Source organism: Alteromonas sp. AWJ4_197, assembly GCF_056160285.1.
Window position 1 is genome coordinate 46,648 of record NZ_JBSWWW010000002.1, and the last position, 24,069, is coordinate 70,716.

Genomic DNA, 24,069 nt, shown 5'->3' on the forward strand with positions numbered 1-24,069 from the left:
TCAGTATACAAGCCTTTTCTGGCTCAGTTCAGGGCTGATGTCGCTGAACGGCTCCGTTAGCAGGAATGGAAGAAAGAATAACAGGACGGAAACGGGTCTGGTCGCGCTTTTTCAGGTAACCTGAAATTACCGTGAAGGCGAGAAAAGTCACACACAGGCTACCCAGTAAAACCCAAAATTCGCCGCTGAGTCCCACAGCCGGCAGCAGTGCAGTAAAGCTCAGCGCACTGGCAATAAAGATAATGAGAGGTATGACGTAAAGCCAAAGAGAAGCAGTCACAATGCCGGCTTCCGGCACGCCGATACTAACTTTGTCTCCCACCTTACAGGGCACCGGCGATTGTAAAGTCAGTTGCTGGGTTTTCGGCGACAATGCGCGGGAAATCACACCGGAGCCACAGTCAGATTGCGCCTGACAGGATGAACAGGTGGTTTTGATAGCGGCTTCGACGGTGATCACGTCACCGTCAACCGCAATAACCGTAGCGGTTTCTTTAATCACCGCTGACCTCTTTGAGCTTCAGAGAGGTGGCAATGGCATTAGCAGTCTGCAGAGGAATTTCCCCGATGACTGTTACCTGGGCCTTGCCATCGGTGAGAGTCAGAAACGTACTCAGGTCATGGCGCAGGACTAAATCGGAACCGATTGCGTCACTGGCAGGCTGTACATATACAGACACATCCACCAGCCCGTCAGAGAACAATTTGTATTCCACCACTTGCCCTGTCATCGCCAGGCGGCGGATATCTCTTTTCACTTCGACCATACCATCAGGAAGATAATCAACTTCCCAGCCTTGCTGACGATTTGTCGACGGCGTCAAAGCCAGCGGCCTGGGAAGAGAAGCACGGTTCACACGGGCAAAGTACGCAGGCGGCGTGTCTGACATTGTCAGTGATGTAACCTGAATTTGCTCCAGCACATTGCCCTGTAAATCCAGCGTATTAAGTTTCAGCAACATCCCCGACTGTTCGTCCAGCCAAAGCTGGTAACTGAAACGGGTATTATCACGACTGACGATCCTGATCTGCTGAGCTGGCCGGCCGGCCACACGGGCTCTGCCCACAGACACAAACTCGTAGCCTTTGGTCAGAGAAACCGGTTCGTAAAGCAACTCTCCGGGTATAGGACCATTGATATACTGAGAGTGCAGACTGTAAGGCTGGGTATCCGGTTCAAATATACTGACCACATCCCCTACCCGGATGAGCTCTCTTCCGGGGCCGTTTTGCAGATTCAACTGCTCAACGCTGGTACCGTCTTCAAGTACACCGTGTCGCCACAAATAGGGCACAGTTTCCTGATTTAACCGGCTGACGACATAGGCCACCTGAAAATTCAGTGTACGGGTCGCTGCAGTCATTTTCTCCAGCCATCCGGTCACCGACTCCGGCTTAACCTGCGCTGATCCAACAGACTCCGGTTCTGCGCTGTCATTGTGTGCTGCGGCTTTCTGGCTGATAGCTTCTTCCGCTGTCACGATAGAATCGGGAGGTAAAATATCCTGAGACACCGGATTCTGAGCATCAGATTCTGCTTCGATTTCAGCAACAACCTGCCGCGAAGCCCCTTCAGTCCCGTTTTCCTGAGCAGGAACAGGAGAAGAAAAAACGATAAAGGAAAATGTGCATGCCAGAAAAGCATGCCCTGAAAACGCGCGTACCAGCTCCACTGGAGCTGGTACGCGTTGTATAAATGATTTTGTCATTTAGCTCTTAATTTGGATTAGCGTCAGACTCAGCACGTTCTTCTACGGCTTTACTTTGATCTTCTGCCTGCTTCAGCTGAATCTGTTGTTCATGGTCAGCGATGATAGCATTGATCTTACGCTTTTTCTCCAGCACAACATTCATATCATTGCGCGGAATCGTACGGGTCTGTTCCAGACTAACCGGAGAAAGACCACCCAGACGGGTATTCGTCTCAAACGTAGAGAACGGTTCTGCAGGTTCCGGCTGATTCATTTGTTGAACACCCAGAATCACCGCCACAGCTACAGAAGCAGCAACGGCGAATTGTCCACCTTGTTTGGCGAATGGCACCACACTACCAACCAGCGGCAATGATTTCCAGCCTGAACGCTTCGGCGCCATCACTGTAGGTTCACTTTCTAAGGCAGCGGCTACCGCAGCAGTAATGTCTAACTGAGGTGCGACCGTGGCTTCTTTACGTAAACCACTACGAATAACATGATATCGCTTCCACTTTGTTTTTAGCTCTTCATCATTAAGGATTGCATCCATGATGTCAGCGCTGTTTGTCTCGCCATCCATAAAGGCTGACAATTTTTCTTGCTGTTGCGTCATATTATAAAATCCTGATCGAAATGATCGTTTACCACCTTAACACAGCTAGTTAGTTCGTTTCATCCCGTGAAAGTTCAATTTCATCGTGAAAAAAAATCAATTTTCTAACAATGGCTGTATGACCTTGTCGATTGCCTCACGTGCCCGGAAGATCCGGGAGCGGACTGTACCGACAGGACACCCCATTACGCTGGCGATTTCCTCATAACTTAAACCTTCAATTTCCCGCAGGGTAATTGCCATACGTAAATCGTCGGGTAACTTCTCCACAACACGGAATAATGTAGCTTCGAGTTCATCAGACAACAAACTGCGTTCCGGCGTGGATTGCTCTTTCAGCGCATCACTGCCTTCATAATAGTCTGCGTCTTCAGCGTCGACATCATTTGCAGGCGGCTTTCGCCCCTGCGCCACAAGATAATTCTTAGCGCTGTTAACGGCAATGCGGTACAACCAGGTGTAAAACGCACTGTCGCCGCGAAAATTTGGTAACGCGCGGTAAGCCTTGATAAACGCATCCTGAGTGACATCTGCAACGTCACCGGAGTTTTTGACATATCGAGACACCAAATGCATCACTTTATGCTGATAACGGGTTACCAGTAAGTTAAATGCATTTTTATCACCGCTTTGTACCTTTTCAACAATCTGTTGATCGGTTATCTGCTCGCTCATCCGAGCTATTTCTCCTTAACATCTACCACATAAACAGCTCATGCAAGCATCAGGTAGACTGCATTATTCCCAATAAGTTCGCAAAAAATGCGGACAATCTTTAAATTATCAATAAATAATATAAGAAAAATCCTGCAGACGCGCGCTCTATGCTTTGCGTTTTGCTGTGCTTCCTTTAGACTTGCCGGACCTTAGCCTACAAGTAAACCGCTAAAATACCATGAAATCAGTGGCTTCTTCACTAACATCAGCGGATCCGAAAGGAATTGAGCACCAATGTGATGTTTTAGTCATCGGCAGTGGTGCCGCCGGATTAAGTCTGGCGCTCAAACTGGCAAATCATTGTAACGTGATTGTGCTGAGCAAAAGCGACCGCAATGAAGGATCGACCCGATACGCCCAGGGCGGTATTGCCGCCGTTTTCGACGAACACGACTCTGTTGAGGCACATGTTGCTGACACATTAAATGCCGGTGCCGGATTGTGTGAAGAAGACGCGGTACGCTTCACAGCCCAAAATGCCAAAGATGCACTGAACTGGCTGATAAATCACGGCGTACCTTTTGATACTGAAACGAATGAGCAGGGTGAGGAGCGTTTTCACCTGACCCGTGAAGGTGGTCACAGTCACCGCCGTATTTTACATGCAGCCGATGCAACCGGTGAAGCGCTGCAAATTACTCTGAATGATGCGGTGTCATCCCACCCCAATATCCGCTTCCTGGAACGGTACAACGCCATCGACTTAATTAAGTCCCGCAGTAATCACCTGCACTGTACCGGTGTGTACGCGTGGAATCTGGAACAGGCCCATGTTGAAGTTATCCGCAGCCGTTTCATTGTGCTGGCCACGGGCGGCGCGAGCAAAGTGTATCAGTACACATCTAATCCGGATGTGTCCAGCGGTGACGGTATTGCCATGGCCTGGCGTGCTGGTTGCCGTGTGGCGAATATGGAATTCAATCAGTTCCATCCCACCTGTTTGTATCATCCTCAGGCAAGAAACTTCCTGATTACCGAAGCACTGCGGGGTGAAGGTGCACAGCTGTGCCATGCTGATGGGACACGCTTTATGACACGCTTCGATGAACGGGGCGATTTAGCGCCCAGGGATATTGTTGCCCGTGCCATCGACTACGAAATGAAACGTCTGGGTGCTGACTGTATGTATCTGGATATCAGTCACAAGCCGGCTGACTTCATTGAAAAGCATTTCCCGAACATTTACCGCAAGTGTCTGTCTGTGGGCATCGATATCACTAAGGAGCCTATTCCCGTGGTGCCTGCCGCGCACTATAGCTGCGGTGGTGTGATGACTGACTTTAATGCCAAAACTGACCTCGATAACGTTTATGCCATAGGTGAAGTAGCTTATACCGGCCTGCATGGTGCGAACCGCATGGCATCAAACTCTCTGCTGGAATGTGTGGTCTACGCCGCAGCTGCCGCGAAAGACATCCTTACTCATTTGCAGGACGACTACACTGAAGAGACGATTGCGCCCTGGGATGAATCACAGGTTACCAATTCAGACGAAGAAGTCATCATTCAGCATAACTGGCATGAACTGCGTTTGTTCATGTGGGATTACGTGGGTATTGTCCGCACCAACAAAAGACTTGAGCGCGCACTGCGACGGATCCAGTTACTGAGTCAGGAAATTCAGGAATATTACGCACACTTCCGGGTCAGCAATAACCTGCTGGAACTGCGCAATCTGGTGACGGTTGCGGAACTGATTGTACGTTGCGCAATGAACCGTAAGGAAAGCCGGGGCCTGCATTACAATGTGGACTATCCGGACCTGCTACCGCAAGCCAGACCCACAGTACTCAAACCATTACCGGCCAAATGTCAGCCTGAACCCGGTTCACTGGCCACCAGCACTTACCGGGAAGAAGAACAGCTTTAACAACCGCCGGTTCAGTTTTTCGCTGAACCGGTTTCGCCGGATTTAACGGCACCTTTTATTAATGGCTCACCATTTGCTGAATTTTCCAACAGGAAATCTGTTGTGCCCTCTCCCCTGCTAATTTTAAGGTCCGCTTTGCCGGGCAAAAAAAGTGGACGCTTAAAATCACAATTTATATCAGTGCTGTGATCAGCTTTATCTGTTTCTGCATAACTCACCGCCATGGCCAGCGTCCACATGCCGTGGGCAATCGCTTTGGGAAAACCAAACAGCTTTGCTGTAAATGCGCTTAAATGAATGGGGTTGGCGTCTTCTGAAATCTTTGCATAACGCCGGCCGGCATCCGCCGGGGCAGAAAAACTAGCAATGCTTTGCCAGCGTTTTGCAACCTCTGTTTCCTCAGAGTGTTTAGCCACTTGCGCTGAAGACTCCACACCGTCGCCCACATGTGGCGCTTTTACCCGCACCAGATAAGTAGCTTCTGCGCGGTAGCATTCCCTCTCTTGTTGTGTTGCAGTGGTATACATATGAATATCCCAGCCCCGCCGGTGAGGTGTAACCGCAGAAAAACCCGTGCGTAAAGTGACAGGTTTAGACAGCCTGATCCCGCTTTGCTGGCTGATTTGGTTTTTCCTGTGTACCAGGCCAAATAAGGGGAACGGACTTCGCGGGTGTGCCAGACACCGCATCTGCAATGGCAGAGACAGCATCTGCAGATAACAGGGGTGCAGTCTGTCCCCGTGCTGCCAGTGGGTAATATCACAGTACCGGTGATAATGTGAGGGGTTAATCAGTTGTGTTTTCCCCCCATGAACACCCGGCACCGCAGGAGGCTTAAATTGCTTCAGCAATTGTTTGTCAGGCCGGTGCGTCAGCGCCCGGTACAATAAACTCATCATAGTTACTCAATCCCCTTGTGACTGATGCTGAACCAGTCTCACCAGACGACGATAATAAAGCTTCTTACATTCCCCCGGTAACACCCAGCGATAGCAAGCTGTGCCATCATAATCTGTACCGGCAAGGTAAATACCGAAAATCGTCACTTTGCTGCCGGATGATATTGTCAGCGGCCTCACTGTACCGCTGCGGGCAGGCTCATACCACCGGTTGCCGTCCACCGATATGCTTTCACAACCTTGCCGCATCTTTTGTTGTCCGGCAAGCAGGATTAGCAGAAAGGCCGGCACAACAGAGCACAGGAATACGGAAATAGTGTAATCAGGAAACCACGAAGCGGCGCTGGCAGGCAATGACCATATCGCGATGCCTGCAGCCACAAGAGGGATAGCTACTGCGGCCATCCGGATGGCACGGTAGCGGATAACGAAGCTATACTTTGACACGATCCAGAATGATTTTGACCATTCTTGCCAGCTCAGGGTCTTCACATTTCTGATGGCCCATGAACCAGGCAAACAAATCGGGGTCGTCACAGGTAAGTAAACGTTCAAATAAAACCTGATCGTCGTCGTTTAAGTCGTCGAATGCTTCTTCTACGAATGGCAGAAATAATACATCCAGTTCCAGCATGCCCCGGCGGCATGCCCACTTTAGCCGGTTACGTCTTTTCTCAGTGAACATCAATTAGGACCTCTTCATTGAACGGCAGCACTATACCAGAAGAGTTACGCCGGCTCACCGTACTTTTTGTCAGATTACAAACTTGTGAATTCTAATTCGCCCCCCATAGTTAGAGTTCACGTTTTAAAGTTACGGATGGTTTATGTCAACGCCAGATTCACTTAATGAGTTAGTTTCAGACTTTGTTATTCCTCTGACGGGTTCCACAGTCATTACTGTTGAAGGTGAACAGCAAAATGATTACCTGCACGGGCAACTGACCATCAATGTAAAAAATCTTGCTGACAATACAGCCCGCCATGCTGCGCATTGTGACTTTAAAGGTAAGACATGGTCGCTCAGCACTCTTTGCCGCTGGCAGAACAGCATTCTGATGCTGATGCCATCAGGTTGTGCAGAAGCCTCTCTGGAACAGTTAAAAAAATACGGCGTATTTTCAAAAGTTACCATTGAGAAAAAAGACAGCCAGCTGAAGCAATATGCAGTGAAAGGCAAACAGGCAGAGCAATGGATAAGCGAGTTTTTCGGCTCACTGCCAGAGCAGACACTGGCCACTGTTCAGCACTCTGACGGTGTAGCGATCCGCGCAGATTATCCGCAGGATGTGTTTATTTTGCTTCTCAGTGAAACCGCTGCCGGCACGCTGGAACAATGGCAGGCAGAACAGAACATCCAAACTTACGATTATTGCGTTTATGACGCCTTAATGGTGTCTCAGGGTATTCCTGAAGTCAGCGGTGAAGTGGTTAATGAGTTCGTTCCCCAGATGATGAACGTACAGGCGCTGGACGGCATCGATTTTAATAAAGGCTGCTATATGGGTCAGGAAGTCGTAGCCCGCACCCGTTACCTGGGAAAAAATAAGCGCGCGGGATACGTCTTTTGTTTACCCGCGGCAATTGATGTTAAAGTAGGTGATACCGTTGAGAAGGCACTGGATACAGGATGGCGCAGAGGCGGCACTGTTATCCGCTGTGCTACATTGGGCAAAGAGACCTGGTTCATGGCCGTGCTGCCCAACGACACAGAAGCAGACACGCCACACAGACTGGCGGACTCGCCTGACGTTCAGGCATGTTTTTACGCATTGCCATATACTGTATAGCAGGCAATGCAAATTCACGTGTTGAGAAAACACACCCCAAAACAGGAAATATTATGACAATCACGTCAGACAGTGTGGTAACACTACACTATACCGTTTCAACAGAAGACGGCACTACACTGGACTCTTCAGAAGGCAAAAACCCGCTGGTTGTGCTGCTCGGCAGACGCTTCCTGATTGAAGGTCTGGAAGATGCTCTGATGGGCAAAAATAAGGGTGATAAATTCGACGTCGCTGTAGCGCCTGAAAAAGCTTACGGTGAGCGTGCAGATGAACTTGTACAAAGCGTACCTAAGTCAATGTTTGACGGTATGGATGTGCAACCCGGCATGTCTTTCCGTGCTACTTCTGAGGGCGGCGAACAATCTGTGATCGTAATTGAAGTCAGTGAAGAAAAAGTGATTGTGGATGGCAACCACCCGCTGGCAGGCGTACCTTTAAAATTTGATGTGGAAGTAGTAGATATCCGTGAACCGACTCAGGAAGAGCTGGAACATGGTCATGTGCATGGTGAAGGTGGCTGTGGTCATAACCACTAAGCCCTGAACGGAATAAAAGAAGCCGGTGCAGCGTCAGCTCACCGGCTTTTTTGTATCAGATCGCTTCTTCGTTCTGTTCACCGGTACGAATACGGATAGCCGTTTCAACCGTGGTAACAAAGATCTTCCCGTCACCAATCTTGCCAGTTTTTGCTGATGACTCAATGGCTTCAATGGCCTGCTGAACCTGATCGTCTGCAAGTACCAGTTCCACTTTAATCTTTGGCAGAAAATCTACCTGATATTCAGCACCACGATACAGCTCAGTGTGCCCTTTCTGACGTCCAAAGCCTTTTACTTCGGTGACGGTCATGCCGGCAATTCCTACTTCGGCCAGTGCCTCACGAACATCATCCATCTTGAACGGCTTGATAATCGCTTCAATTTTTTTCATAACTTGCTACTCGTTGTTTAGTGAACTGATACGACTAAGTCTATGTCGTTACTGCAATAGTTTACACAAAGATTGCCTGACGTACATAGACAAAGCATCTCTTTGACCTGCAAATTACCACACCGGAACTGCATTTTACTTTGCACGGTAAAGTATAGACATCCAGCCGTTTGCTGTCTTTTATATACGCATTTTCTGTGCATTTCGGTTAATCTGACCTTCGGGTAACTGAATAATTGCAACAGGTATGAACGCGCAAAAAGGACTGTCTCTGATAGAACTGATGATCACTGTAGCCATCATGGCTCTGCTGATCACTGTCGGCGCACCTGCCATGCAGTCCGTTCTCCAGCAAAACAGGGTGATAGCGGCAGTAAATGATATCAGCGGCGCTGTGCGGATGGCCCGTTTCACCGCCATTGATCAGGAGCAGACTACCCTGCTTTGCCCCACATCTGACTACAAAAATTGTTCAAATGACTGGACTCAGGCAAAAATCGTTTTTATGGATGCCAATCTGAATGGTGCCAGAGACAACGATGAACCGCTTATACTCTCTACTGATCCTCTGGGTACCGGCCTTGGACTGGACGGAGTATCAGGCACCCTGACGTTTGCCGCTGATGGCAGTGTCAGCAATGCTGTCACCATCAAAATTTGCCCGTCGTCAAAGGATGCCAAAGCCGCATCGGCCGTGCTGATTACCTTATACGGCCGCGTATCTGTTGCCACAGATGCCAGTGGTAACGGCGTTAAAGAAGATCTCAACGGCAGCGATTTGTCCTGCTAATGCCAACATTTTACAGGCGCATATGTGCCTGCAGCATCCAGCGTCAACGTATCGCAGCCATCGTTTAACCCTTTAATCCGGTCAGCACGAAGTACATACCCGCCTGCAGAAACATTAATGACCGTGAACGTATACTTCTTAATGACCGGGGCCGATAACGCCACCTGAGCGGCATAACCCGCATTCGCCAGACGAAACCGTATTTGCTCTGCCTGCCACCGCAGCAGCTGACTTCTTGCCTGTTGCCGTTCGTGCCGGTTTAGCAAATCAACGAAGCCGGGAACTGACAATGCACTGAGAATACCGGTGACAGCCAGTGCCATCATCAGTGACATCAGCGTCACACCCCGTTGAGATAAAAAATCTTTCCTTTGGTACAGCATACAATTCCCTGCTCACAAAATAGACTGACATCACTTTATCAAACCGGCAGACCAGTTCGCTGCCGCCTATAAGGACAGTTGTCATGCGTCAGGGATTTTCGCTTACAGAACTGCTGGCCGGACTTGCCATAACAGCGATAGTCGCGAGTCTTTCTTTGCCTGCTATTCAACATCAATATCGTCTTGGACAACTGACCAGGTTGCTGGATGCAGTACAACTGCAATTCAGACGGGCGCAGTCTGTGGCACTTGCCGGCGGTCAGCACGGTTACATTGCCATCCATGCCGGCACATCCTGGTGTACGGTGGTTACGTCAACGGTGTGTCATTGCAATATTCCTGCGTCCTGCTCAGCCTCAGCACTTTTTAAGCCGGTGAACAGTGGCGGCTACCCGGCCACATCACTGGTTAATAATACTTTTAACCCGGCTCATTTTGCCCGGTTCAGCAAGGGTAGCGGCAAAGCTTCCGGTAATGCAGGCTCCCTGACATTCGATGTGTCAGGACTTCGGGGCAAGATGATTGTAAGCAGCCAGGGCCGCATCCGCGTTTGTCTTGAAAATATGGACTACGGAGGATACCGGGCATGTTAAAAATTCAGGCGGGCTTCAGTCTGTCCGGCATGCTCATTTCCATGGCGACCGGCCTGACGCTCATTGCCACCTCAGCATCACTGATTGCTTCAGTGAAAAACAGTCAGCAACGCCAGACAAGTGCTCTGTTGCTGGAAGATGAAATGGTTCGTGTCACATCGTTACTGCGGCAACAGTTAAGGGAAAGCGGTAAAACGGGAAATTACCTGCAAACGCTCATTCAGTCAGGGAATCCGGATAAAACGTTCACCTCAAAGCTGGCAAGCGGCGCTTACGGAAATGAACCCGCCGGCAGTTGTATTATTTATGCATCAGATCTCAATCTGAACGGCGTCATTGACAGTCAGCCTGTGAATGAGAGAAGAGGTTTCAGACTCAGAGGCAAGGCGCTGGAAACACGGATTAACGGCCGCACATGTACTCAGTCCGGATGGCAGGATATTACCGATCCAAATTTTGTGACTGTCAGTCAGTTTACTGTGAGTCTGGACAGGAAACAGCAAACCACCGATATCACCGTGTCTCTGGCTATGGGTCTCAAAACAGCTGGTGACATTTCCAGACAAGATACATTTATTGTCACGGTATATCATGATTAGACTGGCCCGAAAACACAGGCAGCAATGCTCCGGCATCAAATTAGTACCACACGGAGCAATATGGACCGGCACAGTGTTACTGTTATTGCTAATTGTTGTACCGGCAGGTGCCACACTGACTGTTATGCTGTCCGGATCTGCTACGCAGTTTCTGTTACGTAAAAATGCAGTAGTTACCCGTGCAGATCTTGCCGGTGATGTGATTCAGGCTCAGGCCGAAATTAATTATGCCGCCAGCTGGCCACCTGCCCCGCTTTCCGGCGCGAATATGGTGTTAAGCCAGCCGGGTGTTCAGACTGTCCGCCATGCAACAGTTCACAACATCACTCTGGATGTCAGCCGCGCAGTGGACAATGGTATGCTCAGCTCCCGTGTGGAACTGACAAAGTTTCCTTTTTTGCTCTCCATTCCGGCCGCACCTGTGGTGTACAACGGTTCAACGCCGTTACTGGGCACATTTGCGCTGTATCTCCCGCCGGCAGGGTCTCATCCGGATTTTGTTTATTCATTGTGGTCCGCAGCTTCTGTTGATATGTCAGTCAATGGCAGGATGACCTGTGCAGATTCATTTACCGGTCAGGACTTATGTCCGGTATCACCGCTGAGTAATACGCCGTTTAAAAGTGCTGATATCAAAGATGCAGATAATAAAATCGCTATACCACCGGGAGATTATCTCTTCGGGCTGGATTTGGATAACGCTGACTTAACCATCATTGCTCTTCTGAGCCGCAATATCTACACGGACTGTCAGGCTCTGCCCGCCACAGATGTCATCGTATATGTAAAAGGTGACTGTACGCTTTCAGGTAACAAAACCCTGGGCAACAATGCGTCGCCTGTGTTGCTCATTATAGAAAATGGTCATATCAAAATGGAAGATAATGCGGTGGTGAACGGCGTTGTTGTCAGTTACAGAAACAACAGCGGTTTTAGCCGTAAAATACAGATTTCAGACAGTGCCATTATTAACGGCAGTTTGCTACTTAATCATCCCGCCACGGCAGACAGTCACCTCCGTGTGGCCTATCACTACACTATTCTGCAAAACCTGCAACACCACCCTTTTTTACAACAAACCGGCATAGTACCCGGGACAGCACATCCATGACGGGACAGTTAACGATGAAAGGATTTATACAGACTGAATTGCTGGTGGCATTTATTCTTTTAACCGGCTCTCTCACTGCCAGCCTGATGACCATGCAATCAAGCATTTCTGCAGCGCTGGCACTTCATGACGCAAGTCAGGGATTACTACTCGCGCAGACACTGGGCAAACAATTGTCAGATACCGGAAGAAACGGTACCAGTGAAATGGCTGACTTTTTTAATCAGGGAAATAACCTGTCAGCCAACGTGGTCAATGGTACGCATACAGTGAACAGCGGACCGGTTGCGCCGGCAATGCAGTTCACAGTCAGTTGGCAAATCCAGCCCCGCTATATCCATTCAGGAAATGTAACCGGCACTGCGGCAACAGCAGATGTTCCCTGGCCGGTACTGAAATCCGGTACCCTGTCGGTGAAATGGAAAAGTCATGACGGCATTCAAGCCAGTAGTCCGGTCACGGTGAGCAGCCCTCACCCGCTCATTTCTGCAGATGTGCGTAAAATCAGCCGGCTGAATGCTTTAACACCATGAGAGGGATCAGCAGGACCAGCAATACTCTGAGCTGTCGATACTGCCGCTGTTATTTTCATCCCAGGCTTTACGCCCGTCGCTGTAATACAAAATGATACCATCCGATGCCTGACTGGTACCGGACACCGGCGTAGCTTTTATCTCGTAATCTGTTGCAGAGGCAGCCTGGATGGTCAGGGTATAGCGCTTATCTGAGGCACTTTCAGAGGCCGGTGACCAGTTATTAAAAATAGTTGGTGTACCGGTATCACTACCACCCGATGCAGCGCCCTCATAAGTAAAACCACCGGTATGATGACGTTCCATTGCTGCTGCGAACGCCATCAAATCAGACTGTGCCGTCTTACGGTAGCTTTCCTGAATAACACCCTGATAAGCGGGATATCCTACCGCCACCAGGATGCCCGCAATAGCCACCGCAATCATCAGTTCAATCAGAGTAAAACCACGCATTTCTTTCATTTTATCCTTTTTCATTATTGGCGCTCTTTCTCTGTGGTCCAGCTGTTTTGCTGTACCCGTTCGAAGCGGCCGAAGATATTTTGTGCCAGACAGGCAAAGGCCGATGTGCACTGCTCTTCGTTACCATCCTGGTCGACGCTGATCACTGCAGACACACACTCTGTGCCCAGACAAACTACCGGTTCCACGATTTCCTCAATGAGAATTTTCGTTTCAGGCGCAATACCGGTCTGTTTCAGCTCAGCGTAGCGATCCTTTTCATCAATATCACCGTCATTATTCAGATCATCCACTGCATTACCCGTCAACATATCTACCAGATACGCACGGCTGTTACCGGTAGGTGGCGCACAGTCACTTTCTGAGCTCGCAGCCGGTACATACGTGGTGAAGAAAATTTTGTAATCAATGATCAGAGGTGAAGACAACACTTTTTCCCCTCCGGTAGTCAGCTTTATAAACCAGCCATCTTTCCCTGCAAGCTGGGATGCCGCCACACTTTGTGTGTTGGCGTCTGAACTGCTCAGTAGCGAATTAGTGGCATCGTACAGAGTTGATTCAGTTACGCCTGTGTTAAACACATATTCGCCGTTGCTGTCGTGTTCAAAAACACCTTTGTCTTTAATGAAATAGAAACGGTCATCTACATCTACATCCAGCGGCGAGGCGCGCCAGCCAGAGCCGATAGCGACGCCATAGAATAACTCATCGCCCAGCGCGATTTCAGAGACATCTGCACCGTAATAGAAACGGCGGTTATCTGTATTGGTTGCCCCGCCTAAATCAGCGATACGGGCACCTTTAACAAAGTCGCTGCCAGTTTTGCCGTTGTAGATATCCATACGGAACAACTGCCCGCCCATGTCTGACACATACATATGGTCTGCATATCCATCGTTATCACGGTCAATCACTGAAATCCGGCTTGGAATGCTGTACTGCATCTCAGCAATATTGAGGTTTGCATCACTGTTACTGGCGTGCCAGAGCAACGCACCGGTATCGGCATCAAACATGTACACAGCATTACCAATACCGTCAGGATCCCTTGTCAGCTTTGTATCGTGACCGTCTGCGTAACCACCACCCACAATCATGACATTCTTTTCGGTACTGCCCATTTTCACTTTGGTAATGGTAGGACGGGACCAGGTTTGTCCCATTTTCTCAAGTCCGGTTGTGCCGCCACGGATTGCAAATACCAGTTTGGGAGATGTTTTGCTGGTTACATCGAATACATAATAATTACTGCCACCACGACGCATGCCAAGATACAGGTAGGTTTTACTGCCGACTGTGCGCAGAACCATATCACCGTCAAGGCCATAGATGTGTGTATACGAAGAGGCATTCTGGTAAAAGTCGTGCAGATTGGCCATCAGCTCTTTCGGAATAATCGCGAAGTTTTCTTTACCGGTGGCGGCATCAAAGGAATGCAGGAACCCCTGATTGGTTGCAACAAAAATGGCTGAATCATTGGTACCGTAGTTAACAATGACCGGCTGAGAGTGAATTGGGTCGCCCATTTGCAGGCGCACATCAGAGGAGTCGCCGTCACCGTCAGAATCTTTAACGTCGACCCCCCGTGACCATTTCAGCAACTCACTTCTCAAGGTTACCGGATTAGATGACGTGGTAATTGCCAGATCTGCGGTGGTAATGAGCGCATTGTTCTCATGCACGGCATTCAGACTGGATGCAATAGAACCGGGTGAGTCAAAGAAATACACATTACGGTTGATATTCATCTGGCTGGCCGTTCCGCCTTCCCTCACATCGTTGCCATCGGCCAGCGTGGACCAGTAGCTGTGAGATGAATCTGAGAAGAATCCTGTTACAGAGTCCACTGCTCCTGCGCCATTTTTATCCAGAATCGTGTCACCGCTAATTTTGTATTTTTTCACGTTACCGGGCCAGATAGTGCCCTCTGATGGCTTAAATAAAGCAAAATACAGCTCGTCTTTGTGGGTCAGACGGTTCATCTGGTTAACGGCCACACCCGGTGACACAAAGGTAGCATTTACATCTTTTACTGAACGCAGGATAGTCTGGAAAGCCGTAAGCAAATCATCACTGTTATCCACCTGATAGAAACCACCGCCGCTTTGCAGCGCGATCTGGTTAAGGAAATTGTTCGCATTGCTGTTGGCAGCAAAACCGATAGTGTGGGTGATAACACGACGGTCTATCACAGACGTTTCGGTTTTACTGATGTTCTTCACCAGGTCCAGACCGCACTTTTCACCACCGGAACCGGTACAGGACTTACCCAGCATAGACTGAATTTTACTGACACTGTGGTTACTGTTTGCTTCACCGTCAGACAGTAACACGATGTGGTTATTGGTCTGACACTGCAAATCTGTGACCGGAGAAATATAGGTTGCACCGGATGGAATGTATTCGTTAATACAATCCGCATCACTCAGGTTGTCATCACTGCATCCGTAAGGACGGACCGGATCTGAGCCGCTGTAAGAATTACGGTGGCTGACACGGGTACTCTTACGCACATCACCTGACACATTGTTGTTACCGCGGGTCAGGCCATAGTCCACAGACAAGCCACCATAATAGCGGGTTGCCTCGTACAGGGTATCCACAATGGGGGTGTAACCACTGGCTTTAAGTTCGTCCACTTTGCCGATAAGGTGTTCACGTACGGTGGAAGAAACCCCCGGCGTTGCATTGCCGTTAAATTGAATGTAAAGCTGTGGTGCACGTGACGCACTGCCATTCACCGAATAAGCTCCACGGTCACCGTAGAAATCACTTAATATCAGCATTAAATCATTCCCGGCGCTCCAGCCACCACGATTAACCACTTCCTGAACCACGCTGGAAATATCCGGAGAGACATGCTGCCATTTACGATAAAAGGTGGGCATGTTCCAGGTAATGCCACTGGTCTTAGACTTATTTCTGAGCAGATAGCGGCTATAGTTCTTAAAATTCTCAGCATCATTTTCTGCTGATGCTGAAATTTTCATGGACGCACTGCCGCCGTGATAGTCATAACCGGTAAAGACGAGATAAGCTTTATTGATGGTAGCGTCCTTTGGCACATTAATATTGGTAAAACGCATGCCGATGTACGCGTTGTAGTTTGAATTCATGGTCAGCTCAGTACCGGTGGACTGATAGCCATTGTTCTTTTCCTCAGCGTTGTCCCTGGTGGAAGACACCTGAAACAGGCTTTCACCTGAAATACAGCCTGTGGCGGTAGATTCATCATAGGTGACCACCAGCTGCGGTGAGCCTGTGGTGCCGTAATCTGCCGATCTGGCTTTGCGCTCACTGCTGCTGTCAGTACTGCTACCTTCAAGAATAAGACTCAGGTTCTGACCGCCACACCAGCCCGCCTGATCAACGATTTCCTGTATGACTGGTGAAAAATCCGGTGTTGAAATCACATCATCAGTGACGGGAAACTCATTATCAGTGGTCCAGTCAACCTGACTTGCGGTTGTGGCTCTTGATGAAATATCAGATGATGCTGTGGAAAACGGCTGACTGTCGGCCGCCAGTTCACCGCGAATAGTGATCACAGAAGCCGCTGAGTTTAACTGTGAGGACGTCAGACGCATATAAGCGCCGGTAATCGTGGCGCCCTGAGGAATATTTAAACCGGTAAAACGCAAACCGCTTGTTACCGTCGCCGTACCGTAGGTGAAATAAACCGCATTGGTGTTCACATACACCGAACCATTTATCTCGGAAGCATCGTCAGTACTGCCGCCGGTTGACGTGATCAGCTCAGGATTGATGGCTTCATCAATTCCCTGTAACGGAAAGAGTACTGGGCCGCCATAATCAGAGAAACGCATCAGGCCGGCATTAATATTGGTTGCCTGGTCCAGCGCCGCTTTCAGCGCATTTTGTACTCTGAGCATCCTTGTCTGACTGGTGTTGTCATAAGCCGCCATACTGCCCGATGTATCCATAATGAACAGTACATTTGGCAAATAGGTTTTCGATGAGTCTGCTGTCCCGAGATAAATATCCAGATCGTCACCCCATGCCGCGAAGCCGATGCACGACCACATAAGAAATGAAATAAACCAGCGTGATACTTTTTTCATTTTCATAATTCCTACTGCGCAGCGGGCGCGATAACAGCGGCAGTCACGGTATTTGCCACCACCGTTGAACGCTCGGCTACCTTGCCACACCCTCTGACAACAAACACGTGACAGTTAACGTTACTACCACCAATCACATTACTTGAGCCTCTGCAGGCCTGCTCACGTACGAAAGCGGTTTTCGACCAGCTTTCAGTACGCATATCATTCTGATAATTACCGCTTCCGTTGTGTTCTGAGCCGGTATTCAGTACTGAGGTAGTTACCCGACGGTCAGTCCAGTTCTGATCAGAACAACTCAATGTATCGGAATCCGGATCAAACTGAGTTCCCTGACGGGCTTCTGACAAGGGATCGGTTTTACTGGAATCGGTCAGTAAAATTTCGTCTTCAGCTTCAAAAAACACCCCGGCCAGTGCCGCTTCCGCAGCATCGAAAGCCTGCCCGGAACGCTGCATCGACACAGCCATTTTACTCTGCCCAAGACTCGACGACACAGCACTGACACCCAGGATAGTCAGTGATAATAAAATAAGCAGCGCCAGAATAAGTACCATGCCTTGCTGAGGCTTTAATCCTTGCATCACAGGCTCCTCACAAAATTCTTCATATTGCGTAACGCCAGTGTTTGCGTGAACACCTGAAAATAGTGCCCGCTGTCAGTAGTTACCGCGCTCTCATTCAGTACGGCTATATTGCGGCTGGCGATATTTGAGACCTGAGAGGCATCACTTTTTAACAACACCCCGATGCGTACCGATACAACCTGACGGTTAACCGCCCGCAATGCTGACAACTGGCTGGCGGTGACGTACTGAACAGCTTGTCCCTGAGAACCGGTGGCGGTGGCCGTAACCCCGTACTGCACCTGAAAACTCACGACATTGTCCATCAGAACCACTGACTTGCTGGTACCTGTTGCCGTTTTTACACCACGCAATGCCCTGCCATCGTATCCTGAACAATAGAGTTTTTCTCCGGACACGTAGTAACGGTTAACCACGTGAAATTCGTCATTGCCTGTGTAGCCATAACGGTTTCCGGTGCAATCCTCCCGCCCCAGAAAATTCACGACCAGTTCATCATCAGCACCACTTCCGCCCTGGCTTGAGCCAAGGGATACGCTGGACAGGTAATCCCCCGGCAGGCCGACAGGACGGTTTTGAATAAATGCCGCTTCAACAAGGGGGTCTACCGTGGTATCCACTCTGGCTACTACCTGGTCGTAGCGCCCGGCCTCAATAACTTCGCGGCTCAGCCTTGCCATAACAAAACGACCAGACTCCTGTACCTGACTCACCGCCTGATTAAGGGAATTTGTCACTCTGGAACTGACCATTGTCTGGATCACTGCACCGCTGATCACCAGACCCAGCACCAGCGCGATCATCATTTCGATTAAGGTAAAGCCCCGCTGATTCATAGTGTGATGTCCTTAACCACGCAGGCATTACTGTCGCCGGAGTCAGGGTTACACCGGGTATTTAACGTGTACTGTTGCCTGGAGGAAGACGAAACCGGCCAGGTCAGCATAATATGAATGCGGGAGCCTGCTGAGCAGGTGTCAGCATCTCCGCTGTTACTGTCAGTGCAGGAGACATCCAGTGTAATGGCTTTATTAGTTTGTACTGCTGCACAGGACAATGACCACGCATCGTACTGCGCTAACTGTGCTTCGCTGCATGTGCCGCTTTCACAGTCAGGAACGGAAGAAGGCAGGCTCAGACAGTGACACGCATACGTATCACCGGAACCACAGGACAGCGTGGCAAAATTATAATTGTTACTACTGAAATAAGCGTTATTCACTACCATTCCGTCGCCTGCCGTGGCCGGCCGCGTGGCAGCCCGTAACCGCTCTGCTACCTGTTCGGCAACCAGTTCAGACTGTGTGCGGCTTATCGCATCCCTGTTCGCAAAAGAACCCACAAATTGCAGAGATGCAACGCCAAGCAGACCGATAGCAAGCACGAACAACGTTATGAGGACTTCAATGAAGCCCACACCGGTTTGCCGTTTTTGCAACGTATGCTGACGCATAACTAGTCTACCTGTTCAAAAATTAAACTTACCCCGCATTTATCCTACATCAGAGGGGCATTTTAATAAGTATCGGCAGAAATCGTTGGGTATTGAAAAGTATAATTCGCGGAGCAGCAACACTCCGCGATGAAGAAAGGCGTAACGGTGAAGGAGTTAACTGACTTGTTTAATACGTAACTCTTTAGGCACGGCAAATTCTACGTTTTCTTCACGTCCGGGACGTTCAGAAGCACTTTGCGCTCCCCATGCCTTAAGCTGATTGACTACCCGCTGCACCAGCACTTCCGGCGCAGAGGCACCGGCGGTAACACCGATGTGTTCAACACCTTCAAGCCACGCTTTCTGAATACAATTTTCATCGGCAATAAGATGCGCCTGCGCCCCCATTTTCTCCGCGAGTTCACGCAGACGGTTGGAGTTGGAGCTATTAGTAGCACCGACAACCAGCAACACTTCGCAATCTGTCGCCAATTCACGCACGGCATCCTGACGGTTTTGCGTAGCGTAACAAATGTCGTCTTTGCGTGGACCGCTGATTGCCGGGAATTTGTCTCTGAGTGCATCGATAACATCCGCAGTATCATCTACCGATAACGTAGTCTGACTGCAGAAATACAAATGCTGCGGATCCTTCACTTCCAGCTTTGCAACATCTTCGCTGGATTCCACCAGATAAATGCCACCTTCCGGATTATTGTACTGCCCCATTGTACCTTCTACTTCAGGGTGTCCGGCGTGACCGATGAGGATACATTCCGTGCCGGTTTTACTGGCGCGTGTCACTTCCATATGCACTTTCGTTACCAGCGGACAGGTTGCATCAAACACTTTCAGTCCGCGGGCTTCTGCTTCTTTTCGTACTGCCTGAGAAACGCCGTGAGCTGAAAAAATAACGATGCTGTCATCCGGCACTTCATCAAGCTCATCAACAAACAGTGCGCCACGCTCTTTTAGTCCGTCCACAACAAATTTATTGTGGACCACTTCATGACGTACATAGATAGGCGGGCTGAACATTTCCAGTGCACGTTCAACAATTGTGATGGCACGGTCTACACCCGCACAGAAGCCACGGGGGTTGGCAAGATGTATTTGCATAAAAGCTCCGCTAAACCTTACGCTGCAGAATTAATAACGTCGATTATCTCGACATCGAAAATCACCGTCTGACCTGCCAGCGGATGATTGAAATCTACGGTAACAGAATCTCCGGCAAGACTTCTGACAATGCCCGGTACTTCGCTGCCGTCAGGCTGTGAAAACGCCACGATCATACCTTCCTCAAGGTTTAGATCATGGCTGAAACGGGTGCGTTCCATATGATGGATATTATCCGGATTAGGCTGACCGAAAGCGTCTTCAGGGGCCAGCGTAAAGGCCTTTTTATCGCCCTTACTCAAACCCAGCAGGCACGCTTCAAAGTTAGGTGTCAGGCTGCCATCGCCCATCACCAGCTTGGCCGGCCTATTCAGGCGGGTACTGTCAGCGGCAGAACCGTCTTCCAGCTTTAAATCGAAGTGCATGATCACTTCAGATTGGGCATTAATCACAAAATCACTCATACTGCGTGCTCCTGTTACGAATTTGAACCGGCGCTGTCAGACGCATTGCTTTCATCTTTACTGGTAAGCATGTCCCACACCAGTAAGGCAGCACCAATAAAAATGGCGCTGTCTGCAAGGTTAAAAGCCGGCCAGTGTGACTGACCAACATAAAAGTCTAAAAAGTCGATAACGAAACCGTGAACCAGCCGGTCATAAACGTTACCTATGGCACCACCCAAAATAAAACAAAACGCCACCGGTAACAGCTTCTGTCCTTTTCCGGCCTGTTTCAGCCACCATAGAATAACGGCACTCACCCCTACTGCAATAGCGGTAAAAAACCACCGTTGCCAGCCTGAGGCATCATGCAAAAAGCTGAACGCGGCACCGTAGTTACGTACATAAGTTAAGTTGAAAAACGGCAATATCTGAATGGACTCAGACAATGCCATTTTGCCGATAACTTCGTACTTGCTCCATAAGTCCAGTACCACCACGACAGCACTTATCCATAAAAAGCGCAGGCCGGTATCAGTCAACAGTTTAGGCATATTGACGATTTTCCCCTTCACCGTCGACGTTAGTTACGCAACGTCCGCATAATTCAGGGTGTGCTTCGTAACTGCCCACGTCATCACGGTGATGCCAGCAGCGAACACATTTTTCACCGCTGCTCTTCGTCACTTCAATGAACAGGCCATCCAGCTCTGTGGCTTTCGCGCTGTCTGTTTTTTCGCTTAACGGCAACAGCTCAACACCGGAAGTAATCAGGACGAAACGCAGTTCATCTTCCAGCTTGTCCAGTACAGATTTCAGTGCGTCATCTGCGAACAGTTTAATATTCGCTTCCAGTGAACCACCTAACTGACCGTCCTTACGCGCCTGCTCCATCGCCTGGTTGGCCGCGTCTTTCACTGTCATCACTTTATGCCAGTAAGCATCGTCGAAGCCGCCTTCTGTCGCAAAGCCAGCGAGGCCTTCGTACCAGGCTTCAGTGAATACAAATTCACTGCGCTCACCGGGTAACGCATCCCAGATTTCCTGGGCGGTGAAACTGGTGACCGGAGCCATCCAGCGAACCAGTGCTTCGATGATGTGGTACAACGCAGTCTGGCACGAACGACGGGCATTGCTATCCCCTTTCGCCGTGTATTGACGATCTTTAATGATATCCAGATAAAAACTGCCCAGTTCAATTGAACAGAAGTGAGTCAGTTTTTGTGATACCACCAGCATGTCGTAATTGTTGTACGCTTCAATGATTTCATTTTGCAGCTTTTCAGTGCGGGCAACGATCCAGCGATCCAGAGCAACCATATTGTCCGGTGCAACCGCATCTTTAACCGGGTCGAAACCATTCAGGTTAGCCAGCAGGAAACGGGCGGTGTTACGGATCCGGCGGTACGCATCAGCAGCACGTTTTAAAATCTCATCGCTCACCGCGATTTCGCCGCGATAGTCAGTCGACGCTACCCACAAGCGCAGTATGTCTGCGCCCAGCTTGTTTGTGACCTGCTGCGGCGCGACCACGTTACCGATGGACTTGGACATCTTACGGCCCTGCGCGTCCACAGTGAAACCGTGCGTCAGCACTTCTTTATAAGGAGCGTGACCATACATAGCTGTGGAGGTCATTAAAGACGACATGAACCAGCCACGGTGCTGGTCAGAACCTTCAAGGTACAAGTCTGCGCTGGCAGGAATATCGTCACGACGTTCAACAACAAAATAATGCGTTACACCAGAGTCAAACCATACGTCCAGCGTATCAGTCACCTTTTCATACTGCTCAGCATCAGCACCTAACAGTGCAGCATCGTCCAGATCCCACCAGGCCTGTATTCCTTTTTGCTCAACAGCTTGCGCCACCGTTTCGATGATAGCAGCAGTCTCCGGGTGTAATTCACCGGAAATACTGTGTACATAAAGTGGGATAGGCACACCCCAGGTACGCTGACGTGAAATACACCAGTCAGGACGACCCTCTACCATTTTCTCAATGCGGTTCTGGCCCCACTCAGGGATCCACTCTGTCTTCTCAATTTGTTCCAGAGACGCTTTTCTCAGACCTTTTTTATCCATGCTGATAAACCACTGAGGCGTAGCACGGAAAATGATTGGCGTTTTATGGCGCCAGCAATGGGGATAGCTGTGCTCATAATTGATATTCAGCAGCAGGTTGCCGTTCTCTTCGAGCTTTTCGATGATCGGTTTGTTTGCTTTGAACACGAACTGACCGGCAAACAGCGGCGTTTCGTCATTATAGACACCGTTGTTTGCAACAGGGTTGTAAACTTCGATGTCGTATTGCTTACCAACATTAAAGTCGTCTACACCGTGAGCCGGTGCTGTGTGTACAAGGCCGGTACCGGAGTCCGTAGTAACGTGGTCACCTAAAATGAACGGTACAGTGATATCCAGGAACGGGTGATTAACGGTCAGCTTTTCAAGTGACTGGCCCGTGCAGGTTGCCACTGTTTTAAAGTTTTCCACGCTGTAACGTGTCATACAGCTTTCAACCAGATCTTCCGCCAGAATTATCCAGTCGCCGCCGTCCAGTTCAACCAGTGAATACGTCAATTCAGAATGCAAACTAATCGCGCGGTTGGCAGGCAATGTCCATGGCGTGGTGGTCCAGATAACCGCTGACGCATTATGCGCTTTTAAGTCACCGGCAGACACACCAAATGCAGCAGCAATTGCGTCTGCATCCGCTACCGGGAATTTCACATCGATAGCTGGCGAAACCTTATCTTTATATTCAACTTCTGCTTCTGCCAGTGCTGAACCACAGTCTGTACACCAGTGAACCGGTTTGAAACCTTTTTCCAGATGTCCGGAGTCCGCAATTTTGCCCAGCGCGCGGATGATGTCGGCTTCAGACTTAAAATCCATGGTTTTATAGGGATTATCCCACTCACCAAACACACCGAGGCGTTTAAAATCTGCCATCTGGCCATCGATTTGCTTTTGCGCGTAGTCGCGGCACTTCTGACGAAACTCAGCCGCAGAGACTTTTACGCCCGGCTTACCGACTTTCTTTTCAACCATTAATTCGATGGGCAGACCGTGACAATCCCAACCGGGAACATAAGGCGCATCGAAATCAGATAAGGTTTTAGCCTTAACGATAATGTCTTTCAGAATTTTGTTTACAGCGTGACCAATGTGAATATCACCGTTCGCATAAGGAGGGCCATCGTGCAAAATAAATGGCTTCTTACCTGCTTTTGCTGCGCGAATTTGTTTGTACAGGTCTTTTTCCTGCCAATCGTTAAGCATCGCCGGTTCTCTTTGCGCTAAGTTGCCACGCATAGGAAAAGGCGTTTCCGGTAAATTCAATGTCGGTTTGTAATCGCTCATAAACTCGTTATTTCCGTCCACCTGCCGTTGCGAAAGGTCGCAACAATTTG

The 24,069-nt window shown here is 49.4% G+C and carries 26 protein-coding genes; 8 read left to right on the forward strand and 18 right to left on the reverse strand.

Annotation, left to right across the window (positions count from 1 at the left end; translation table 11 throughout):
• Positions 1 to 28 precede the first annotated feature (28 nt).
• The 4 genes from ACXAGC_RS03610 to rpoE form a co-directional block, all read right to left on the reverse strand.
• Entirely contained in the window at positions 29 to 502 is a 474-nt protein-coding gene (locus ACXAGC_RS03610) for a SoxR reducing system RseC family protein (RefSeq protein WP_474842493.1), read from the reverse strand.
• Entirely contained in the window at positions 495 to 1,709 is a 1,215-nt protein-coding gene (locus ACXAGC_RS03615; protein ID WP_474842495.1) for a MucB/RseB C-terminal domain-containing protein, read from the reverse strand. The genes ACXAGC_RS03610 and ACXAGC_RS03615 overlap by 8 nt, the downstream gene beginning before the upstream one ends.
• Before the next feature lie 7 nt (positions 1,710 to 1,716).
• Positions 1,717 to 2,307, reverse strand: a complete 591-nt coding sequence (locus ACXAGC_RS03620; RefSeq protein WP_119501945.1) for a sigma-E factor negative regulatory protein — start codon at positions 2,305 to 2,307, stop codon at positions 1,717 to 1,719.
• Between the two features lie 96 nt (positions 2,308 to 2,403).
• Positions 2,404 to 2,982, reverse strand: a complete 579-nt coding sequence (gene rpoE / locus ACXAGC_RS03625; protein ID WP_119501946.1) for an RNA polymerase sigma factor RpoE — start codon at positions 2,980 to 2,982, stop codon at positions 2,404 to 2,406.
• A 220-nt stretch (positions 2,983 to 3,202) separates the two neighbouring features.
• Here rpoE and nadB point away from each other — a divergent pair, with 220 nt between their 5' ends.
• Entirely contained in the window at positions 3,203 to 4,894 is a 1,692-nt protein-coding gene (gene nadB, locus ACXAGC_RS03630; protein WP_474842498.1) for an L-aspartate oxidase, read from the forward strand.
• Between the two features lie 11 nt (positions 4,895 to 4,905).
• Here nadB and ACXAGC_RS03635 read toward each other — a convergent pair whose 3' ends face one another.
• From ACXAGC_RS03635 to ACXAGC_RS03645, 3 genes are read right to left on the reverse strand one after another with little or no spacing between them, the layout of a single operon-like run.
• The gene (locus tag ACXAGC_RS03635; RefSeq protein WP_474842500.1) at positions 4,906 to 5,793 is read right to left on the reverse strand and encodes a MaoC family dehydratase; all 888 of its coding nucleotides are present in this window, start codon (positions 5,791 to 5,793) and stop codon (positions 4,906 to 4,908) included.
• 6 nt (positions 5,794 to 5,799) lie between these two features.
• Positions 5,800 to 6,240, reverse strand: a complete 441-nt coding sequence (locus ACXAGC_RS03640) for a protein YgfX (protein WP_474842502.1) — start codon at positions 6,238 to 6,240, stop codon at positions 5,800 to 5,802.
• Complete coding sequence (locus ACXAGC_RS03645; RefSeq protein WP_119501950.1) at positions 6,227 to 6,478, reverse strand: FAD assembly factor SdhE; 252 nt, start codon at positions 6,476 to 6,478, stop codon at positions 6,227 to 6,229. The genes ACXAGC_RS03640 and ACXAGC_RS03645 overlap by 14 nt, the downstream gene beginning before the upstream one ends.
• A 142-nt stretch (positions 6,479 to 6,620) precedes the next feature.
• Between ACXAGC_RS03645 and ygfZ the strand changes: the two genes are divergently transcribed.
• Together ygfZ and ACXAGC_RS03655 are read left to right on the forward strand one after the other, a co-directional pair.
• Complete coding sequence (ygfZ, locus tag ACXAGC_RS03650) at positions 6,621 to 7,583, forward strand: CAF17-like 4Fe-4S cluster assembly/insertion protein YgfZ (RefSeq protein ID WP_474842505.1); 963 nt, start codon at positions 6,621 to 6,623, stop codon at positions 7,581 to 7,583.
• Between the two features lie 53 nt (positions 7,584 to 7,636).
• Positions 7,637 to 8,122 carry an FKBP-type peptidyl-prolyl cis-trans isomerase gene (locus ACXAGC_RS03655; protein ID WP_474842507.1) on the forward strand — a complete coding sequence of 162 codons (486 nt, stop codon included), beginning with the start codon at positions 7,637 to 7,639 and terminating at the stop codon, positions 8,120 to 8,122.
• A 55-nt stretch (positions 8,123 to 8,177) separates the two neighbouring features.
• On the opposite strand, the gene ACXAGC_RS03660 is transcribed toward ACXAGC_RS03655, so the two are convergent.
• Positions 8,178 to 8,516, reverse strand: a complete 339-nt coding sequence (locus ACXAGC_RS03660) for a P-II family nitrogen regulator (protein ID WP_119501953.1) — start codon at positions 8,514 to 8,516, stop codon at positions 8,178 to 8,180.
• A gap of 247 nt (positions 8,517 to 8,763) precedes the next feature.
• On the opposite strand from ACXAGC_RS03660, the gene ACXAGC_RS03665 reads away from it, so the two are divergent.
• Positions 8,764 to 9,306, forward strand: a complete 543-nt coding sequence (locus ACXAGC_RS03665) for a GspH/FimT family pseudopilin (protein ID WP_474842509.1) — start codon at positions 8,764 to 8,766, stop codon at positions 9,304 to 9,306.
• Here the strand turns inward: ACXAGC_RS03665 and ACXAGC_RS03670 are convergent.
• Positions 9,303 to 9,689, reverse strand: a complete 387-nt coding sequence (locus tag ACXAGC_RS03670; protein ID WP_474842511.1) for a type IV pilin protein — start codon at positions 9,687 to 9,689, stop codon at positions 9,303 to 9,305. The two genes, ACXAGC_RS03665 and ACXAGC_RS03670, sit on opposite strands and share 4 nt — an antisense overlap.
• Positions 9,690 to 9,772: 83 nt before the next feature.
• On the opposite strand from ACXAGC_RS03670, the gene ACXAGC_RS03675 reads away from it, so the two are divergent.
• The 4 genes from ACXAGC_RS03675 (at position 9,773) to ACXAGC_RS03690 (ending at position 12,525) form a co-directional block, all read left to right on the forward strand.
• Complete coding sequence (locus ACXAGC_RS03675) at positions 9,773 to 10,282, forward strand: prepilin-type N-terminal cleavage/methylation domain-containing protein (protein WP_474842513.1); 510 nt, start codon at positions 9,773 to 9,775, stop codon at positions 10,280 to 10,282.
• Complete coding sequence (locus tag ACXAGC_RS03680; RefSeq protein WP_474842515.1) at positions 10,276 to 10,881, forward strand: hypothetical protein; 606 nt, start codon at positions 10,276 to 10,278, stop codon at positions 10,879 to 10,881. The genes ACXAGC_RS03675 and ACXAGC_RS03680 overlap by 7 nt, the downstream gene beginning before the upstream one ends.
• Before the next feature lie 73 nt (positions 10,882 to 10,954).
• The gene (locus ACXAGC_RS03685) at positions 10,955 to 11,992 is read left to right on the forward strand and encodes a hypothetical protein (RefSeq protein WP_474842517.1); all 1,038 of its coding nucleotides are present in this window, start codon (positions 10,955 to 10,957) and stop codon (positions 11,990 to 11,992) included.
• 14 nt (positions 11,993 to 12,006) lie between these two features.
• Entirely contained in the window at positions 12,007 to 12,525 is a 519-nt protein-coding gene (locus ACXAGC_RS03690) for a hypothetical protein (protein WP_474842519.1), read from the forward strand.
• Between the two features lie 6 nt (positions 12,526 to 12,531).
• On the opposite strand, the gene ACXAGC_RS03695 is transcribed toward ACXAGC_RS03690, so the two are convergent.
• The 9 genes from ACXAGC_RS03695 to ileS all read right to left on the reverse strand — a co-directional run bounded on the left by ACXAGC_RS03695 (position 12,532) and on the right by ileS (position 24,019).
• Positions 12,532 to 13,002 (reverse strand): type IV pilin protein, encoded by a 471-nt coding sequence (locus ACXAGC_RS03695; protein WP_119501960.1) that lies wholly within the window; start codon positions 13,000 to 13,002, stop codon positions 12,532 to 12,534.
• Positions 13,002 to 17,069: a PilC/PilY family type IV pilus protein gene (locus ACXAGC_RS03700; protein WP_474842522.1), complete on the reverse strand. Its 4,068-nt coding sequence runs from the start codon at positions 17,067 to 17,069 to the stop codon at positions 13,002 to 13,004. The genes ACXAGC_RS03695 and ACXAGC_RS03700 overlap by 1 nt, the downstream gene beginning before the upstream one ends.
• 11 nt (positions 17,070 to 17,080) lie before the next feature.
• Positions 17,081 to 17,653, reverse strand: coding sequence for a PilX N-terminal domain-containing pilus assembly protein (locus ACXAGC_RS03705; RefSeq protein WP_474842524.1), 573 nt, complete (start codon positions 17,651 to 17,653; stop codon positions 17,081 to 17,083).
• Positions 17,653 to 18,492, reverse strand: a complete 840-nt coding sequence (locus ACXAGC_RS03710) for a PilW family protein (protein WP_474842526.1) — start codon at positions 18,490 to 18,492, stop codon at positions 17,653 to 17,655. The genes ACXAGC_RS03705 and ACXAGC_RS03710 overlap by 1 nt, the downstream gene beginning before the upstream one ends.
• Positions 18,489 to 19,109 (reverse strand): type IV pilus modification PilV family protein, encoded by a 621-nt coding sequence (locus tag ACXAGC_RS03715; RefSeq protein ID WP_474842528.1) that lies wholly within the window; start codon positions 19,107 to 19,109, stop codon positions 18,489 to 18,491. Before ACXAGC_RS03715 ends, ACXAGC_RS03710 begins: the two co-directional genes overlap by 4 nt.
• Before the next feature lie 156 nt (positions 19,110 to 19,265).
• Complete coding sequence (gene ispH, locus ACXAGC_RS03720) at positions 19,266 to 20,210, reverse strand: 4-hydroxy-3-methylbut-2-enyl diphosphate reductase (protein WP_119501964.1); 945 nt, start codon at positions 20,208 to 20,210, stop codon at positions 19,266 to 19,268.
• 17 nt (positions 20,211 to 20,227) lie between these two features.
• Positions 20,228 to 20,674, reverse strand: a complete 447-nt coding sequence (gene fkpB / locus ACXAGC_RS03725) for an FKBP-type peptidyl-prolyl cis-trans isomerase (protein ID WP_474842531.1) — start codon at positions 20,672 to 20,674, stop codon at positions 20,228 to 20,230.
• 14 nt (positions 20,675 to 20,688) lie between these two features.
• Positions 20,689 to 21,207, reverse strand: a complete 519-nt coding sequence (gene lspA, locus ACXAGC_RS03730) for a signal peptidase II (protein ID WP_303573080.1) — start codon at positions 21,205 to 21,207, stop codon at positions 20,689 to 20,691.
• Entirely contained in the window at positions 21,200 to 24,019 is a 2,820-nt protein-coding gene (gene ileS, locus ACXAGC_RS03735) for an isoleucine--tRNA ligase (protein WP_474842533.1), read from the reverse strand. Before ileS ends, lspA begins: the two co-directional genes overlap by 8 nt.
• Positions 24,020 to 24,069: the final 50 nt, after the last annotated feature.

Excerpts from the sequence above, each read along its gene's own strand:
- ACXAGC_RS03715 (WP_474842528.1), bottom strand. The coding sequence starts at position 19,109 with ATGCGTCAGCATACGTTGCAAAAACGGCAAACCGGTGTGGGCTTCATT.
- ACXAGC_RS03705 (WP_474842524.1), bottom strand. The coding sequence starts at position 17,653 with ATGCAAGGATTAAAGCCTCAGCAAGGCATGGTACTTATTCTGGCGCTG.
- ACXAGC_RS03710 (WP_474842526.1), bottom strand. The coding sequence starts at position 18,492 with ATGAATCAGCGGGGCTTTACCTTAATCGAAATGATGATCGCGCTGGTG.
- ACXAGC_RS03615 (WP_474842495.1), bottom strand. The coding sequence starts at position 1,709 with ATGACAAAATCATTTATACAACGCGTACCAGCTCCAGTGGAGCTGGTA.
- ygfZ (WP_474842505.1), top strand. The coding sequence starts at position 6,621 with ATGTCAACGCCAGATTCACTTAATGAGTTAGTTTCAGACTTTGTTATT.
- ACXAGC_RS03695 (WP_119501960.1), bottom strand. The coding sequence starts at position 13,002 with ATGAAAAAGGATAAAATGAAAGAAATGCGTGGTTTTACTCTGATTGAA.
- ACXAGC_RS03635 (WP_474842500.1), bottom strand. The coding sequence starts at position 5,793 with ATGATGAGTTTATTGTACCGGGCGCTGACGCACCGGCCTGACAAACAA.
- ACXAGC_RS03680 (WP_474842515.1), top strand. The coding sequence starts at position 10,276 with ATGTTAAAAATTCAGGCGGGCTTCAGTCTGTCCGGCATGCTCATTTCC.
- ACXAGC_RS03675 (WP_474842513.1), top strand. The coding sequence starts at position 9,773 with ATGCGTCAGGGATTTTCGCTTACAGAACTGCTGGCCGGACTTGCCATA.
- ileS (WP_474842533.1), bottom strand. The coding sequence starts at position 24,019 with ATGAGCGATTACAAACCGACATTGAATTTACCGGAAACGCCTTTTCCT.
- rpoE (WP_119501946.1), bottom strand. The coding sequence starts at position 2,982 with ATGAGCGAGCAGATAACCGATCAACAGATTGTTGAAAAGGTACAAAGC.
- ACXAGC_RS03700 (WP_474842522.1), bottom strand. The coding sequence starts at position 17,069 with ATGAAAAAAGTATCACGCTGGTTTATTTCATTTCTTATGTGGTCGTGC.
- ACXAGC_RS03660 (WP_119501953.1), bottom strand. The coding sequence starts at position 8,516 with ATGAAAAAAATTGAAGCGATTATCAAGCCGTTCAAGATGGATGATGTT.
- nadB (WP_474842498.1), top strand. The coding sequence starts at position 3,203 with ATGAAATCAGTGGCTTCTTCACTAACATCAGCGGATCCGAAAGGAATT.
- ACXAGC_RS03645 (WP_119501950.1), bottom strand. The coding sequence starts at position 6,478 with ATGTTCACTGAGAAAAGACGTAACCGGCTAAAGTGGGCATGCCGCCGG.
- ACXAGC_RS03655 (WP_474842507.1), top strand. The coding sequence starts at position 7,637 with ATGACAATCACGTCAGACAGTGTGGTAACACTACACTATACCGTTTCA.
- ACXAGC_RS03690 (WP_474842519.1), top strand. The coding sequence starts at position 12,007 with ATGAAAGGATTTATACAGACTGAATTGCTGGTGGCATTTATTCTTTTA.
- fkpB (WP_474842531.1), bottom strand. The coding sequence starts at position 20,674 with ATGAGTGATTTTGTGATTAATGCCCAATCTGAAGTGATCATGCACTTC.
- ispH (WP_119501964.1), bottom strand. The coding sequence starts at position 20,210 with ATGCAAATACATCTTGCCAACCCCCGTGGCTTCTGTGCGGGTGTAGAC.
- ACXAGC_RS03670 (WP_474842511.1), bottom strand. The coding sequence starts at position 9,689 with ATGCTGTACCAAAGGAAAGATTTTTTATCTCAACGGGGTGTGACGCTG.
- ACXAGC_RS03665 (WP_474842509.1), top strand. The coding sequence starts at position 8,764 with ATGAACGCGCAAAAAGGACTGTCTCTGATAGAACTGATGATCACTGTA.
- lspA (WP_303573080.1), bottom strand. The coding sequence starts at position 21,207 with ATGCCTAAACTGTTGACTGATACCGGCCTGCGCTTTTTATGGATAAGT.
- ACXAGC_RS03620 (WP_119501945.1), bottom strand. The coding sequence starts at position 2,307 with ATGACGCAACAGCAAGAAAAATTGTCAGCCTTTATGGATGGCGAGACA.